Origin of the sequence: Spirosoma spitsbergense DSM 19989 (genome assembly GCF_000374085.1) — a bacterium.
Taxonomy (GTDB): Bacteria; Bacteroidota; Bacteroidia; order Cytophagales; family Spirosomataceae; genus Spirosoma; species Spirosoma spitsbergense.
In genome coordinates, this window is record NZ_KB893592.1 from 103,706 (window position 1) to 118,678 (window position 14,973).

Below are 14,973 nucleotides of genomic sequence, written 5' to 3' on the forward strand. Positions count from 1 at the left end.
TCAAAATCAATCAATCTGTTGGTATGCTCTGGGTGTCATACCTGTTTTAGTTTTAAAGAACCGACCGAAGTTACTGGGGTCCTGTCGCCCAATTTGATAAGCGATTTCACCAATGCTTAGTGTTGTCTGACTCAGTAACACCTTAGCCTCCAGTAGAATCATTTCGTCCAGTAATTCCCGTGCCGACTGCCCGGTGATCGTTCTAACGCACTTGTTCAGATGGTTGGGTGAAATATGGAGCATTTCAGCATAATCAGACACATTCTGTTTTTCGTATACAAACTCTGCCAGCGCATTTTTGTACTGCTGCGTCAGCCGCTGCGCGGCAGTATCTGCCTGGTCAGGTATAGTAGAGGCAGCTACAGGAGCAGTCTGTTTCAGTTCAAAGAACAGCGCGAGCAGATAAATCCGAAATATATCAACGGCGGCATTATGATCTTTCAGGTACTCTGCTTCCAGCCTGTTTAGCAAGAAGACAATATCCCTAAGCCTTTCTTTATCAATAGATACCAATGGATTACCGGAAAAACTAAGGAACAAAAATTCATTCTCCAGGTCCTGCTTTTGCCATCGCCTGGTTAGCAGATTTGCATCGAAGTGACAATAATATCCCTGGATATCTTCGCTCATCCATTCATCAAAACTAATCTGGTGAGCGGGTAACAGGAAGAACGTATTTGTGGGAACAGTATAACTGGTTAGCCCCTTCCGGCGTACCATACTACCGTGGGTAACCAGAATAAAATCGACAACGGTTTTCCGGTGAGGTAGCATCGGGAATTGCAGTGACTGGCGCACTGTTTCAATCCGATTGATATGAAATGTACTATGGTGAGGTCCTTGCCGGGATATCCCGTCTGACTGATAAAAAACCGTTTTGCTCAGCGTGTCGGGTGTTAGGGTTGGTACCCGTTCTGGTTTAATTCCCTTGTTCATGGGTTCTGGCATCGTTTTTTCCTTCTTTACGAAAGATTACTGTGAACGATACAATTCACCTTCATAATCAATCCAGCAAAAAAGGCACGTATACCAGCTTCTACTGGTATACGTGCCTTTTTTGCTCAACGGCTTTCCGTTTCGATTATTTATTGGCCGGTTCGGATTTAACCGTGATTCCCCGTAATGAGCGGCTACCCCTAGACTATCTTTCTATACTTGATCCGGGTGGGTGTTGCATCCGACCCCAACCGTTTGCGCCGGTTTTCTTCGTATTCGGAGAAGTTACCCTCGAACCAGTACACCTGCGAATCACCCTCGAAGGCCAGAATATGGGTTGCAATACGGTCCAGAAACCAGCGGTCGTGGCTGATGACTACGGCACAACCGGCGAAATTCTCCAGCCCTTCTTCCAAAGCCCGCAGCGTATTTATGTCCAGGTCGTTGGTTGGTTCGTCCAAAAGCAACAAATTGGCCCCTTCTTTCAACATCATAGCCAGGTGAACCCGATTACGTTCTCCCCCCGACAGGATTCCGATTTTCTTTTCCTGGTCGGCTCCACCAAAGTTAAACCGGCTCACGTACGCACGGGCGTTCGACTGCTTTCCGCCCATCATGATCCACTCGTTCCCGCCCGAAATGGTTTCGAATACCGTTTTGTTGGGGTCCAAACCGTCATGTTCCTGATCTACGTACGCCACTTTCACGGTATCGCCCACGTCGAACGTACCCGAATTAGGTTTGTCGCGTCCGGTAATGAGTTTAAAAAGCGTCGTTTTGCCGGCTCCGTTGGGTCCAATGATGCCGACGATACCACCCTGTGGTAGCCGAAAGCCCAGATGTTCGAACAGCAACCGGTCGCCAAAGGCTTTGGATACATCGTCGGCTTCGATCACTTTGGCCCCCAGCCGTGGCCCGGCCGGGATAAAGATTTCGAGCGTATCATCGCGTTGTTTCGCGTCTTCGTTCAGCAGTTTTTCATAGGCACCTAACCGGGCTTTCGACTTAGCCTGACGTGCTTTTGGGGCCATTTTCACCCATTCCAACTCGCGCTGGAGGGTTTTCTGCCGTTTCGATTCAGTCTTTTCTTCTTTAGCCAGCCGGTTTTGTTTCTGTTCCAGCCAGGATGAATAATTACCTTTCCAGGGAATACCCTCGCCCCGGTCCAGTTCGAGAATCCAACCCGCTACGTTATCCAGAAAATACCGGTCGTGCGTTACGGCAATTACTGTTCCGGTATACTGACGGAGGTGTTCTTCCAGCCACAGTACCGATTCGGCATCGAGGTGGTTAGTCGGCTCATCAAGTAACAGTACATCAGGTTGCTGCAATAGCAACCGACACAGGGCGACCCGTCGTTTTTCACCCCCGGACAGGTTGTCAATCACCGCGTCTGACGGCGGACAGCGGAGGGCATCCATGGCCCGTTCGAGTTTTTGATCTAGTTCCCAGGCGTTATGGTGGTCCAGTTTTTCCTGTACTTCACCCTGCCGGGCCAACAATTTGTCGAAGTCGGCATCAGGATCGCCGAAGGCTTCGTTTATTTCATCAAACTCCTTTAGTAGGTCAACTACTTCCTGAACGCCTTCTTCTACTATCTCACGAACCGTTTTACCCGCTTCAAACGTCGGCTCCTGATCGAGCATCCCAACGGAGTAACCAGGCGAGAATACGACTTCGCCTGTGTAATTTTTGTCAATACCGGCAATGATGCGTAGTAATGTAGATTTTCCAGAGCCATTTAGACCGAGAACACCAATTTTTGCCCCGTAAAAGAAGGAAAGGTAAATGTTCTTTAGGATTTGTCGGTTAGGCGGAATATTTTTACTCACACCAGCCATAGAGAAAATTATAGTTTCCTGGCTCATTAATTTCTAATAGATTTGTGGTTAATCCTCAAATTTAACCCGCAGCGCAGCTTTAACCAAGTATAGTAATGGAAAACGCTTCACTGGTAGATGAATACGGTTACGTCAAAGACGGAAAGGTATTTTTGAAAGGCTACCTGAATTACGAAGATCGCCAGATTGGCGAAGTAAAAAGAACCGAGCAGGAAGCGCTCGATTATTTTAAAAATCGCTTCATTATTGCCGAGAGTAAAGTCAATCAGTTAGAGAAAGACATCACCGAAGCGCAGAACAAGGGTTCGTACCTCACAAAACTGGTTCAGCTCCGCAAGAAGTTATTAAACTTCGATGCACTTGGTGACTTTCCGCCCCTGATTGAACGGCTGGATGCTCAGGAACAACTGCTCGCCGAATTGATTACGGTCAATCAGCGCAAGAACCTCGACATTAAACAGGCCTTGCTTGCCGATGCCATCGCCATTGCCGACAGCACCGAATGGCGCGAAACGGCCGATGCCCTGCAGGAAATCAAGACCAAATGGATCAAAACGGGACCGGTCGATAAAGCGGTTGACCCCGACATTGAAGACCAGTTTCAGGAACTGCTGGATGGTTTCTTTACGCGTAGGCGCGAGTTCTTCAACGAGCAGAACAAGGTTATTCAGGAACGGCTGGACAAGTACGACGAGCTTATCCGGCTGGCCTTCCGGGCCAATCGACTGGGCGACCTGGACGCGGCTTTTCAGGAAGTCCGTAAGCTCAATAACGCCTGGAAAGCGGTTGGCGAGGTACCCATTAAAAAAAGCGGCAAACTGTACAAGCAGTTTAAGAAAGCCACGACCATGTTTTATACCAAGTACAATGATGTGAAAGGCATTGTGCTGGTACCGAAGATTGACCCGCGTGTGGAGCAACAAATGAAGATGGCGGATGAAGCGGAACAACTCGCCAAACAATCCGATATTTTCACGGCTGCCGAGCGGGCAAAGGTGTTGCTCAATAGCTGGAAAGAAGTTCGGGTGCCGTTTAAATTGCAGGATAAAGTGGTAAACGAACGATTCCGGGCCGCCTGTGATAAAATCTTTGAACTGAGTTACCTCGGTCGTGTACTCGCCCGGAAATACCCGGCTTTTGAACTAAAAAGTCATTCTGAACAGGTTCGGACAAAAATCCGGGAGATGGACTACCTGGTAAAACGGGAAAAGAACGACCTGCAGTTTGCCTTGCAGGATGCCGATGGCCTCGACCCGAACAACGATGCAGACAAGCAGGTGTTGAACAAGATCAACACGCAGAAGCGTAAAATTGCCATGAAGGAAACCATCCTTCGGGAGTTACAGAATGAACTGGAAAAGATAGGCTAGGCATTCTGTTCCAGTCAAAAAGCCGAAACGTGCCACAGTGAGAACTGTGGCACGTTTCGGCTTTTTGACTTGTTCTAAAGGTATGGAAACAAACCTGCATCAATCTGATTTTATTGCGTCCGAAACAGATTTTCGGGCGGCTATTATTCCCGGCAAGTTCGTTCGGCTTGAATACCTGAGTGATTTGAATGAGTTCATCAAAACGGACGTAATTATTAAGCAACTCGTTCAGGAAGGTAGTACCAACTGGCTCGAACTGGCAACCGGTGAGACTATTCCTCTGGACCGCGTTGTGAGTATTTCGGGTAAATTATCGCCCCATTATCCGGGTTATGGTAATTACTCGTGCGACTGTTAATCGATCATTTCAAACCCGCAGTACGGTATCAATACCTTTGGAATCCTTATGCCTTCCGGGGTCTGATTGTTCTCCAGAATAGCGGCTAAAATACGTGGCAGGGCTAATGCCGATCCATTCAGCGTGTGCATTAACTGCATCTTCCCTGGTCCGTCGCCACGGTCGAGTTTTGAGCGAAGTTTGAGTCGGTTGGCCTGGTATGTCTCGAAGTTTGAGACGGAACTGACCTCAAGCCACCGCTGCTGCGCGGCCGACCATACCTCCATATCGTACGTCAGGGCGGATGTAAACCCCATATCGCCCGCGCAAAGCCGTAATACCCGGTACGGCAGTTCCAGCTTCTGCAACAGGCTTTGCACGTGCAAGCTCATCTCTTCGAGAGCCGCGTACGAATTTTCCGGTTTCTCGATACGCACAATCTCTACCTTATCGAACTGGTGCAGCCGGTTCAACCCCCGAACATGCGCTCCCCACGAACCAGCTTCCCGACGGAAACAGGGCGTGTAGCCTACATTCTTAACTGGTAACTGATGTTCCGGCAGGATCACATCGCGGTATATATTCGTAATGGGTACCTCAGCGGTGGGAATCAGATACAGTTTATCTTCCGGCATGTAGTACATCTGCCCTTCTTTGTCCGGCAGTTGACCCGTTGCAAAACCAGACTCTTCATTGACCAAAATGGGCGGCTGCACTTCCATATAGCCAGCTTCCATGGCTTCATCCAGAAAGAAGTTGATCATGGCCCGTTGAATCCTGGCCCCTTTCCCCCTGTACACCGGAAAACCTGCCCCCGAGATTTTGACGCCAAGCTCAAAGTCAATCATTGGGCCCGCTCCGGCGTTCCGGCTGTCACCACCGTACTTTTTGATGAGTTCCCAATGGGGCAGGGCTTTGTCGTGCAGAACCGGTTTCTCACCATATTCCAGTACTACTTCGTTATCCTCAGCCGAGCGACCTTCGGGAACGCTGCTGTGCGGCAGGTTAGGAATAGTGACCAGAACCGCCTGTAAATCGGCTTCGATTTGACGAAGAGCATCGGCGAGTTCTTTCGAGCGTACTTTTAACGCTGCCGTTTCCGTTTTAGCCCCTTCTGCCGCAGTTTTATCCCCGGCTTTCATCAGCGCACCAATCTGGCCCGCTTTTGCATTTGACTGAGCCAGGACATCGTCGAGTTCACGTTGCGTGTCACGCCGTTGCTGGTCCAGTGTCAGTACCTGTTCAATACTCGCTTCGGCATTGGCAAAATTTCGTTTGCGTAGGCCCGCTATTGTCGTTTCTTTATTCTCGCGTATGAATGGGAGTTGCAGCATGCAAATTATTTTTTGGCAAGTGAGGTGATTACAGCGATAAACTTCTCCGCGTCTTCAATAAATACACCGATTTTTTCTTCGTCAAAATCAATAAAATCTTCGTAATCAGCTTCGTTGCGATTGTCAAATAGTTTTTGATATAGCTTTCCCCAAATCACATCAACCAATCCAGATTTGATAAATTGATTACTCAACATGATTTTCACGCCTTTATGCGTATAGGTATCTATATCATTCCTGGCCAGTAAGGCTAACACGGCATAAAAGCAAGAATAATACAGCCGATTAGCTACAGCATTCCAATCACCGGAATTAGCCAGCGTTTTAGCCGTTTTGAGGGTGTTGAATGCCCGTTCGATGCGATAGTTAACTAAATCGTCTTTTGTGCGGCTCATACGACCATAGCATCACGCTTGATATTGCGATACAGAGGGGTAACCTTGTGATTGTCTTCCCATTCCTGCTTTGAATGGATAATAGATCCAATCACCTTATTGTTATCCAGTTCTACCTCAAAAAAAAGTTCCCTTAAGCGATTTTTGAGCAGTTGATTCACGGGCTTTTCGGTCAACACCAGAAAATCCCAGTCTGAGTCTTCCCGCGCATCACCCCGTGCCCGCGACCCAAACAACCATACCTCAGCCTGCGGGTCAATCTCATGGACGTACCGCTTAACTTCCTGCAAAAATTGTTCGTCAGTCATCATCCAGAAGGTTATTGATTAGCTATTTCTGGTTCAAAAACGGATTACTTCGTAAAGTTACGCCGAAAAAAGCCCTTCGTTCAAGGCATTCAGCGCCTGTGCTTTGTACTGGCCATGTATCAATAGTGACAGGTTACTTTCCGTTCCGCCGTACGAAATCATCCGGATAGGAATATCCTTCATGGCGTTGAACACACACACCGCTACACCTTGATTATCAGCACTAAAATTACCAACGATACATATTATTGTCTGGTTGTAATCAGGCTCTTCCAGTGTACAAAATGTATTGAGTTCGTCCGTAATTTCCTGAATGCGCTCCGTGTTGTCAATTGTAACGGATACTGACACTTCCGAAGTAGCCAGCATGTCGACCGGTGTTTTGTACTTCTCGAAAATCTCGAAAATCCGGCGCAGAAAACCATACGCATTCAGCATCCGTGTTGAGTGGATGTATAGGGCCGTAATACCATCCTTAGCCGCAATCGCCTTGAATACCTGTTGCTGAGCCGTACCGGCACTGTGGTCGGAGATGAGGGTGCCCGGTGCCTTCGGTTCCATCGTATTTTTCAGCCGCACGGGTACACCGAACATCCGGGCGGGTGTAATGGTAGATGGGTGAAGTATTTTAGCCCCGAAATACGCCAGCTCAGCCGCTTCATCAAAGGTCAATTCCCGAACCGGGAAGGTGTTTTTCACGATACGCGGGTCATTGTTATGCATCCCGTCAATATCTGTCCATATCTGAATTTCGTTGGCCCGAATGGCACCACCAATCAGCGAAGCTGTGTAATCAGAACCGCCCCGCTTCAGGTTATCTACTTCACCACGCGGGTTGCGGCAGATGAAGCCCTGCGTAACAATAATTTGTTTATCGTCGTGCTGAGGCAGAATGTCAGCTAACTTTTGTTCGGTATACTGAATTTCAGGCTCATTATCAGCGTCAATCCGCATGAACTCCAGTGCAGGCAATAAGGCAGACGACACGTTTTCTTCGGTCAGGTAAGCCTGAAAAAGCTGAGTGCTCAACAACTCCCCCTCGGCCACCAGTTCTTTTTCCTGTTTGAGGGTAAACGGTTTTATGCCCGTTAGTGACCGGATGAAAGAGAATTCTGCCTCTATAATTTTTTGCCCGGCCGCCTTACCATCAGTCGTTTTGTAGAGTTCATCCACAAACTGTCCATAGTGTTCCATAAGCGAATCAATTTTTGCATTCGCATCAATATCATCATTTACTTTGAGGGCTTCTCCAATGCTCAACAACGCATTTGTTGTACCCGACAGGGCCGACAGAACGACAACCTTACGCGTATCGTCTTCTGTTATCAGTTTGCGAATAGACTGCATCCGCTCGGGCTTCCCGACCGACGTACCGCCAAATTTCCAGACGTGCATATTAGTGAAAGAGTGAATGAGTGAGAGAGCGAAAGAATTAAAAGCCGTTCACCTCCCTTTCATTCTTTCGCTCTACTCCCTCTTTAAATTTTACTGTATACCTGTTCTTTTAAGCCAATCATTTTAATGGCGGTAATGGCCGCTTCGTCGCCTTTGTTTCCATGAATACCGCCCGCCCGGTCAAGCGCTTGCTGCTGGTCATTGGGAGTGAGTACACCAAAGATGACGGGCTTCCCTGTGTTTAACCCAACGTTTGTCAGGCCCTGGGCCACCGCGTGGTTAATGTAATCATTGTGTTTGGTTTCACCCTGAATAACACAGCCCAGCGCAATAACTGCATCCACCTTATCCTGCTGAGCGAACCACTGCGCCCCCAAACTCAGTTCATAACTACCCGGCACATTGCCCCGAATAATATTTTCGGCTGTAGCTCCGTGCTGAATCAGCGTTTGGTAAGCCCCGGTAAACAACGCTTCGGTAACGTCTGTATTCCACTCCGATACCAAGATAACGAAGCACCGGGTACTAATATCAGGCAGTTCATCCGTTGAAAAAACGCTGAGATTCTTATTGGTAGATGCCATATAATTCAGTGTACCGGATGGCCACGTCCGGGTGTTACTTTTGCTTGTTGATTCCAGACGTGGCCATCCGGGATACTGAATAAAAAAGGACAAAACCGGTTTCGGTTTTGTCCTTTGCAGTATTGAATTAGTCAAGTACGCTTACGACTCACCGACAGTGGCTTCCAATACGGATTTATATTTTTTCGCACTGGCTGCTTCTACCGACTGACCATATTTTTCGATTATCTCGTCATACGTCGAGATAGCTTTATCGTTCTGCTTCGCCTGCTCGTAGGCAACTGCCAGTTTCGTTAGGTAGCCGGGTGTAAAGTACTTGTTTGGTTTATAATCGGCCGCTTTCCGGTAATGGTCAGCTGCTTCGTCATAACTTTTCTTCTCCATATAGGCATCGCCTACAAGCGCATAGGCCCGTGCCTGGATCAGTAAATCCGACGAACTAAAATCGTTCAGATGGGCAATCGCTTCATCGTATTTCCCCTCTTTCAGCAACGCGATACCAGCGTAGAACTCAGCCAGATTACCAGCCTTCGTTGCGCCGTAATTATCTGCTACAGACAAGAGGCCTGGTGTTTTTCCGTCGCCGTTAAGGGCTACCTTGGGCGAATCAGCTTCGAGCTGGTAAACGGATGGGAACAAATCGGCCTGAGCCGTTTCATCCTGGGTACTTACATAATATCGATAACCGAAGAAACCAACGATCACTAATACGATAGCACCTACGATACCGAAAATGATCGTTCGGTTCTGTTCAAAAAAATCTTCAGCCCGCTCTAACTGACCGGCCAGCGCGTCCGGGTCTTCTAAAAACTCAAGTCCGGTGTTCTTCTTGCTCATGCTTTTGCAATTTGGAGTGCAAAATTAGAAATATTTAGCATTGCGGAAAAGGGTAAGCGTCAAAAGTTTACGAATCAGCAGGTTCCTGTAGGGTCATATCCCGTACAGCCATCATTTCTGATGGTCGAATTTCCCGAATCTGGTGCGGCAACAGCGTCTCTACGGCTACTGATTCGCCCGTCAATGTTGCAAATTCTACCTCAAATGCCTTGTCTTCTCCATAAACAGTTAAGATTGTACCAACATCTCCTGCTTTCAACCGGCTGTTTACCAAATCTTCTGTAAGCACGACTAAATCAAATTCGCTCATATATACCTTATTACCTGTTTCAAAAAGAAAAACGCTCGGTTAGAATTCTTGTTATATTGAATTTGACTTAACTTTGTCCTGCTAATCTTATGAAGGGGTGCCCTAAAACAACGGGCTGAGATTATACCCACTGAACCTGCGCGGGTAATGCTGTGAAGGGAAATGTAGTTATGAATTGAATTCATGACTGTTTGCAAACCAATTATCTATAACCGGAGGTAGGTTTGGCCCCTCGCCTATCGTAATCTTTTTCACAAATGAAAAAAGGTACGACCTATCTTATTTTCTTCGCAGCCTTATGCTGGCTGCACACCCTGCCCGCATGGGCTCAATTCTCCATTTCGGGTACGGTAAGCGATGCCGATGGCGGTACGCTCCCCGGCGCAGCTATTGTGATTGAAGATACCTATAAGGGGACCTTCACCGATGCATCCGGTACGTTTCAGCTCGTTAATCTGAAACCGGGTACACTTTTGTTACGTATATCGCTATTAGGCTACGAACCTCAATTGCGCACCGTTGAGCTAATAAAAAATACCACGCTGGCCATTAATCTGACTAAAACTGCCGTGGCCGTTGACGAAGTGGTCGTGAGCGCAACGCGGGCCAATCAAAAATCGGCCATTGCGTATACGGATGTAACCCGCCGGGAGTTGAATAAGCTGAACCTGGGGCAAGACATACCGCAATTACTCAACTTCACCCCTTCTGTTGTGACAACGTCCGACGCAGGTGCTGGTGTGGGGTACACAGGCATCCGAATTCGGGGTTCCGATGCTACACGGGTCAATGTAACACTCAACGGTATTCCATATAACGACGCGGAATCGCAGGGCACCTACTTTGTCGACATGCCCGACTTTGCTTCTTCCGTGAGCAGTATTCAGATTCAGCGGGGAGTGGGCACATCAACTAACGGCGCGGGAGCTTTTGGTGCATCGATCAATATACAGACCAATAAGCTGGAGGAAAAACCCTATGCCGAAGTGAACCTCTCGGGCGGCTCGTTCGGAACCCGAAAAGTGAATGTACTGGCGGGTACCGGTTTACTCAATAATCACTTTGTTCTGGATGCCAGGTTATCGAAAATACACTCAGACGGTTTTATTGACAGGGCGTTTTCGGACTTGAAATCATTTTATCTATCAGGGGGCTACTACGCCAAAAATAGCTTTATCCGGCTGAATGTGTTTTCTGGGCAGGAGCAAACCTATCAGGCCTGGAATGGTGTACCGGGGGACATTCTACCGACCAACCGAACCTATAACTCGTTTACGTACGATAACCAGACGGACAATTATCAGCAGGATAATTACCAGTTGATCAGTTCATTCGGCCTCAGTAAGAACTGGCGGTTGAATGCCTCCCTGTTTTATACGAAAGGAAAAGGTTACTACGAAGAGTTTAAACCTAATGATGCTTTCAGCAAGTACAACTTACCCCCCGTTGTGATTGGTGACTCAACCATTCGGCAAACCGACATTGTTCGGCGAAAATGGCTGGACAACGATTTTTACGGTACGGTATTCTCGCTCGATTACAACAGCTTTGGCAAGCTGACGGCTAATATTGGTGGTGGCTGGAATCAGTATCAGGGCGGCCACTATGGCGAGATAATCTGGGCACGCATTGCCGGAAATACGAACATTCGGAATCGATATTATAACGACGATGCGGTTAAAACCGATGTCAATCTGTACGCGAAGGCCTTTTATCAGTTTAGCAATCGGCTCAACGGTTTTCTGGATTTGCAGGTGCGCACGGTTGGCTATTCGTTTCTAGGCTTCAATAGCCAACTCCAAAACGTACAGCAGAACGCTAACCTGACATTTTTCAATCCGAAGGCAGGCTTAACCTACACCATCAACGACCATAGTACAGCCTACGCATCAGTAGGTGTGGGCCATCGTGAACCCAACCGGGATGATTACACGCAGTCAACTCCGGAAAGCCGACCTAAAGCGGAACAACTGATTGATTACGAAGCGGGGTATAAAATTCAGGGGCAGAAATTTACGGTTTCCGTTAATGGTTATTACATGGATTACCAGAATCAGTTAGTCTTATCGGGGCAGATAAACGATGTAGGTGCCTACAACCGGGTCAATATACCAAAAAGTTACCGGGCGGGAGTAGAACTGGAAGCCGGTGCCCGGTTAACCAGCAAACTCCGCTGGAATATAAACGCAACAGTTAGCCGGAACAAGGTCGAAAACTTTACGGAGTATCTGGATAATTACGATACGGGTACGCAGGAAATTCGCCAGTACAGCCAGACAGACATTTCGTTTTCCCCTAACGTGATTTCCGGCTCGCAGTTACTCTTTACACCGTCAAAAAGACTGGAACTGGGACTTCTTTCAAAGTATGTCGGCAAACAATACCTGGACAATACCTCCAGCGAAAGCAGAAAACTGAACCCTTATTTCACGAACGATATCCGGGTGATCTACACCTTTAAGCCAGTGTTTGCACAGGAAATCGCTTTTACACTGCTGTTTAACAATGTACTAAATGAAAAGTACGAGTCGAACGGCTACACCTACGGGTACATTTCGGAAGGACAGGTTATTGCAGAAAACGCTTATTACCCACAGGCTGGCCGGAATTTTCTGGCGGGTATTCGGGTCCGGTTTTAACGAACCAGCATTCTTCGGAACACGGCTGACTGATCGGCGGGGTGAACGGCCAGATGGTACAACCCTCCCGGCCAGTCGGCTACCGGAATCTCGTACTCATTCGTACCGGATAGCACACGAACGATTTGCTGATAAATCCGTCGGCCCAGCAGGTCAGTAACCTCGATCTGCGCCGGGCCGGGCCGGGGGGCTACGTACCGAACGGTCAGATGGTCGTGGGCAGGTTGCGGAAAAAGGGTCAGTGATGCACCAGCAACTGGCTCATTAGCGGTAATAAGGAGCGCGCCAAATAGCTGTGATTTACTGACAACTGCTTTATCGAACTGGGGAGAACTCCAGCGCAGATGCACCAGAGCCTCACCCTGGTTTTCCATGTATTCCAACCGAATCGTGTGCGTTTGCCCCGTTTTCAGGTCAACGTTAGCCGACCATTCGGTTGATTCCTGTATGTCAAACTTATCAATGACCAGTTTATTGTCGATCCACAGCCTTGCCCCATCATCCGACTCAGTCGTGAAGGTGAATGTATCAGAAAAAGGAACCTGAAACTTACCCGACCAACGCGCTACGAAGTTATCAGCGGATAGTTTAGGATCAGGAGAGCCGTAACTCCAGTAATAGTCAACCGTTGAGTCAATCCGAACCAGCGTTGGCGAATTGACAAATTCACTACGGTCACTGTAATATTCAGCTACCAGTCCGTTGCCGCCCGGTGAGGGCAAAGCGCTAAAGTTCATGGTCAATGGGGTACTAACAGATGGTATTTCATAGGTAAACAGGGTGGACGTTTGCCCGTTGCTCCAGCCCGAAAACTTATGGAAGCCACTTGAGGCTGCCAGATAGGGCTTTGTACTAACTGTGCGAAGCATACCAACCACCGCCGGAAAAGTAAGGCTTGTCTGGTGCAACTGTCCATCGATAGTTATCAGCGCACCGGCCGGTTTACTACTAATGGTGACAGTACTAACCTGAGGTTTTACGTCTACCCAGGATTCGGCCGTTAATCCAGACACATCCGTGGCCCGTAGGTGAACCCGGTACCAGACGTCGGTAGAGGTCTCGCCCACGCGGGCTACTTTATACGTCCCGGAGGTGGGGCCGGTAATTGGGTCCAGAGCAGGGTGAATATGGTCTTCATGGTGAAAATCAATCCACCAGGTCAGTTTGGCGTTGGCTAAAGGCTGCTTGCTGGCATTGAGGGCTTCCCCGGCGTAGGTGATTGCGCTTCCTCCCTGATAGGTTGTATTCGTGAGTGGTTGTAAAATACGCACTACCGGTCGTTGCCCCTGCACTACCCGGAGCAGCATAGTACTGGAAGTGTCGGAACCCAATGCGTTCGTTACAATACAGGTGAATAAAGCCCCGTTATCGGCCAGGGTTGGATTATTGATGGTATACTGATTCTGGGATGCTCCGATTATCAGTTTCCCATTCCGGTACCAGCGGTACGTCAGTGGTTTCTGGCCTACGGCATCGACCGACAGGGTAGTCGCTTCACCAACAGCCACAAATGCTCCTGTTGACTGAGTAGTTATATAGGGTATACCTGAATCGAAATAGGATACCTTGTAAACCGCCCCATTACCGGTTGCTGTGTTATCTACCTGCGAACCGCCACCCAGGCCACCCCGCGCTACATAATAAAGGTAGCCATCAGGGCTGGTAGCCAGTGCTATAGGGCGGTCAATATTGGTTACGAAGTCTCCAATTACCTGCCCGGTTACCGGATCGAAGGTATGAATTGTTCCTCCGCAATAGTCAGAGAAAAACGCCCTCCCTCTATAGTCGGCTGGAAAACGGAATTGGGCTGGATTATACTGGGTCAGGCCCGCTATAGCACAATCAGTATCGTGTTTATAGGTATAAAGTGGCTCGGTGTAGTTATTAGGGGCCTCCTGATTGGTTCGTGGCCCTTCAATTAGTGGCCATCCGTAGTTACGCCCGGCCTTTACGTCGTCTACCTCTTCAAATAAATCTCCTCCTACATCGCCAACCAGTATCTGGCCCGACAGGGGGTCAATAGCCAAAGAAAACGGATTACGGAACCCTAGTGCATAAATGGTTTGGTACGAGCCGGTAGTTTTCCCCACAAACGGATTATCGGCAGGAACGCTACCATCATCGTTCATCCGCAATATTTTCCCTAAAAAGCTAGTAAGACTTTGCGCCATTGGCGCATTGGAACCATCGCCGAGTGAAACGTACAACTTCCGGTCGGGGCCGAAGTGAAGTGCTCCTCCGTTATGAATGGTTCCCAGCAGCTTATCAAAGTCAAACAGGATTTTTTCACTTTTAGGATCAGCCACTCCTGCCGTCAGCTGGAATCGGCTTAGTCGATTATGACCAGCTCCTTTTACGGTATAATAAACATAGAAGTAGGGCGTACGCGGAAAATCAGGATGAAAACAAAGCCCCGACAAACCCCTCTCATTATAGGTATCTACATTAGATAGCTGAATGAATGGATCAGGAGCCAGTACGTCATTGATAATTTCCTGAATATCCCCATCTTTTCCGATAACAAACAGCCGCCCGTCCGGCGCGAAGGTCAATCCGGTTGGGTTCAAATTTCGGGCTACCTTCCGTTGTACAAAGCCGTTGGGAACCTGGGCAAGGGTGGGTGTCAAACAAATAAAGAAAAGCAGAAGCCGGAGCATAATTCATTGATTGAACAGGGAGTGACCAGT

At 48.3% G+C, this 14,973-nt stretch carries 13 protein-coding genes; 3 read left to right on the plus strand and 10 right to left on the minus strand.

Going from position 1 to position 14,973, the window contains the following annotated elements:
- Positions 1 to 6 precede the first annotated feature (6 nt).
- Positions 7 to 936: a helix-turn-helix domain-containing protein gene (locus B157_RS0129075; RefSeq protein ID WP_041952319.1), complete on the minus strand. Its 930-nt coding sequence runs from the start codon at positions 934 to 936 to the stop codon at positions 7 to 9.
- A 200-nt stretch (positions 937 to 1,136) separates the two neighbouring features.
- Positions 1,137 to 2,804 carry an energy-dependent translational throttle protein EttA gene (ettA, locus tag B157_RS0129080; protein ID WP_020606831.1) on the minus strand — a complete coding sequence of 556 codons (1,668 nt, stop codon included), beginning with the start codon at positions 2,802 to 2,804 and terminating at the stop codon, positions 1,137 to 1,139.
- Between the two features lie 68 nt (positions 2,805 to 2,872).
- Between ettA and B157_RS0129085 the strand changes: the two genes are divergently transcribed.
- Positions 2,873 to 4,147, plus strand: coding sequence for a DUF349 domain-containing protein (locus tag B157_RS0129085; protein WP_020606832.1), 1,275 nt, complete (start codon positions 2,873 to 2,875; stop codon positions 4,145 to 4,147).
- A gap of 82 nt (positions 4,148 to 4,229) precedes the next feature.
- A complete protein-coding gene (locus B157_RS0129090; RefSeq protein ID WP_020606833.1) occupies positions 4,230 to 4,505 on the plus strand; it encodes a hypothetical protein in 276 nt (91 codons plus the stop codon).
- Here B157_RS0129090 and serS read toward each other — a convergent pair.
- The 7 genes from serS to B157_RS0129125 form a co-directional block, all read right to left on the minus strand.
- On the minus strand, positions 4,502 to 5,818 hold the full coding sequence (gene serS, locus B157_RS0129095; protein WP_020606834.1) for a serine--tRNA ligase: 1,317 nt from the start codon (positions 5,816 to 5,818) through the stop codon (positions 4,502 to 4,504). The genes B157_RS0129090 and serS overlap by 4 nt on opposite strands.
- A gap of 5 nt (positions 5,819 to 5,823) precedes the next feature.
- Positions 5,824 to 6,213 carry a HEPN domain-containing protein gene (locus B157_RS0129100; protein ID WP_020606835.1) on the minus strand — a complete coding sequence of 130 codons (390 nt, stop codon included), beginning with the start codon at positions 6,211 to 6,213 and terminating at the stop codon, positions 5,824 to 5,826.
- The gene (locus B157_RS0129105) at positions 6,210 to 6,524 is read right to left on the minus strand and encodes a nucleotidyltransferase domain-containing protein (protein ID WP_020606836.1); all 315 of its coding nucleotides are present in this window, start codon (positions 6,522 to 6,524) and stop codon (positions 6,210 to 6,212) included. The genes B157_RS0129100 and B157_RS0129105 overlap by 4 nt, the downstream gene beginning before the upstream one ends.
- 54 nt (positions 6,525 to 6,578) lie before the next feature.
- On the minus strand, positions 6,579 to 7,916 hold the full coding sequence (locus B157_RS0129110; protein ID WP_020606837.1) for an aspartate kinase: 1,338 nt from the start codon (positions 7,914 to 7,916) through the stop codon (positions 6,579 to 6,581).
- A gap of 83 nt (positions 7,917 to 7,999) precedes the next feature.
- Positions 8,000 to 8,500, minus strand: coding sequence for a 6,7-dimethyl-8-ribityllumazine synthase (gene ribH / locus B157_RS0129115; protein ID WP_026309044.1), 501 nt, complete (start codon positions 8,498 to 8,500; stop codon positions 8,000 to 8,002).
- Positions 8,501 to 8,641: 141 nt separating this feature from the next.
- Positions 8,642 to 9,337, minus strand: coding sequence for a tetratricopeptide repeat protein (locus B157_RS0129120; RefSeq protein ID WP_020606839.1), 696 nt, complete (start codon positions 9,335 to 9,337; stop codon positions 8,642 to 8,644).
- Between the two features lie 67 nt (positions 9,338 to 9,404).
- On the minus strand, positions 9,405 to 9,647 hold the full coding sequence (locus B157_RS0129125; protein WP_020606840.1) for a DUF4926 domain-containing protein: 243 nt from the start codon (positions 9,645 to 9,647) through the stop codon (positions 9,405 to 9,407).
- Between the two features lie 257 nt (positions 9,648 to 9,904).
- Between B157_RS0129125 and B157_RS0129130 the strand changes: the two genes are divergently transcribed.
- The gene (locus B157_RS0129130; RefSeq protein WP_020606841.1) at positions 9,905 to 12,286 is read left to right on the plus strand and encodes a TonB-dependent receptor; all 2,382 of its coding nucleotides are present in this window, start codon (positions 9,905 to 9,907) and stop codon (positions 12,284 to 12,286) included.
- On the opposite strand, the gene B157_RS0129135 is transcribed toward B157_RS0129130, so the two are convergent.
- Complete coding sequence (locus B157_RS0129135; protein ID WP_245565326.1) at positions 12,283 to 14,913, minus strand: PQQ-dependent sugar dehydrogenase; 2,631 nt, start codon at positions 14,911 to 14,913, stop codon at positions 12,283 to 12,285. The two genes, B157_RS0129130 and B157_RS0129135, sit on opposite strands and share 4 nt — an antisense overlap.
- Between the last annotated feature and the right edge of the window lie 60 nt (positions 14,914 to 14,973).

Excerpts from the sequence above, each read along its gene's own strand:
- B157_RS0129075 (WP_041952319.1), bottom strand. The coding sequence starts at position 936 with ATGAACAAGGGAATTAAACCAGAACGGGTACCAACCCTAACACCCGAC.
- ettA (WP_020606831.1), bottom strand. The coding sequence starts at position 2,804 with ATGAGCCAGGAAACTATAATTTTCTCTATGGCTGGTGTGAGTAAAAAT.
- B157_RS0129085 (WP_020606832.1), top strand. The coding sequence starts at position 2,873 with ATGGAAAACGCTTCACTGGTAGATGAATACGGTTACGTCAAAGACGGA.
- B157_RS0129090 (WP_020606833.1), top strand. The coding sequence starts at position 4,230 with ATGGAAACAAACCTGCATCAATCTGATTTTATTGCGTCCGAAACAGAT.
- serS (WP_020606834.1), bottom strand. The coding sequence starts at position 5,818 with ATGCTGCAACTCCCATTCATACGCGAGAATAAAGAAACGACAATAGCG.
- B157_RS0129100 (WP_020606835.1), bottom strand. The coding sequence starts at position 6,213 with ATGAGCCGCACAAAAGACGATTTAGTTAACTATCGCATCGAACGGGCA.
- B157_RS0129105 (WP_020606836.1), bottom strand. The coding sequence starts at position 6,524 with ATGATGACTGACGAACAATTTTTGCAGGAAGTTAAGCGGTACGTCCAT.
- B157_RS0129110 (WP_020606837.1), bottom strand. The coding sequence starts at position 7,916 with ATGCACGTCTGGAAATTTGGCGGTACGTCGGTCGGGAAGCCCGAGCGG.
- ribH (WP_026309044.1), bottom strand. The coding sequence starts at position 8,500 with ATGGCATCTACCAATAAGAATCTCAGCGTTTTTTCAACGGATGAACTG.
- B157_RS0129120 (WP_020606839.1), bottom strand. The coding sequence starts at position 9,337 with ATGAGCAAGAAGAACACCGGACTTGAGTTTTTAGAAGACCCGGACGCG.
- B157_RS0129125 (WP_020606840.1), bottom strand. The coding sequence starts at position 9,647 with ATGAGCGAATTTGATTTAGTCGTGCTTACAGAAGATTTGGTAAACAGC.
- B157_RS0129130 (WP_020606841.1), top strand. The coding sequence starts at position 9,905 with ATGAAAAAAGGTACGACCTATCTTATTTTCTTCGCAGCCTTATGCTGG.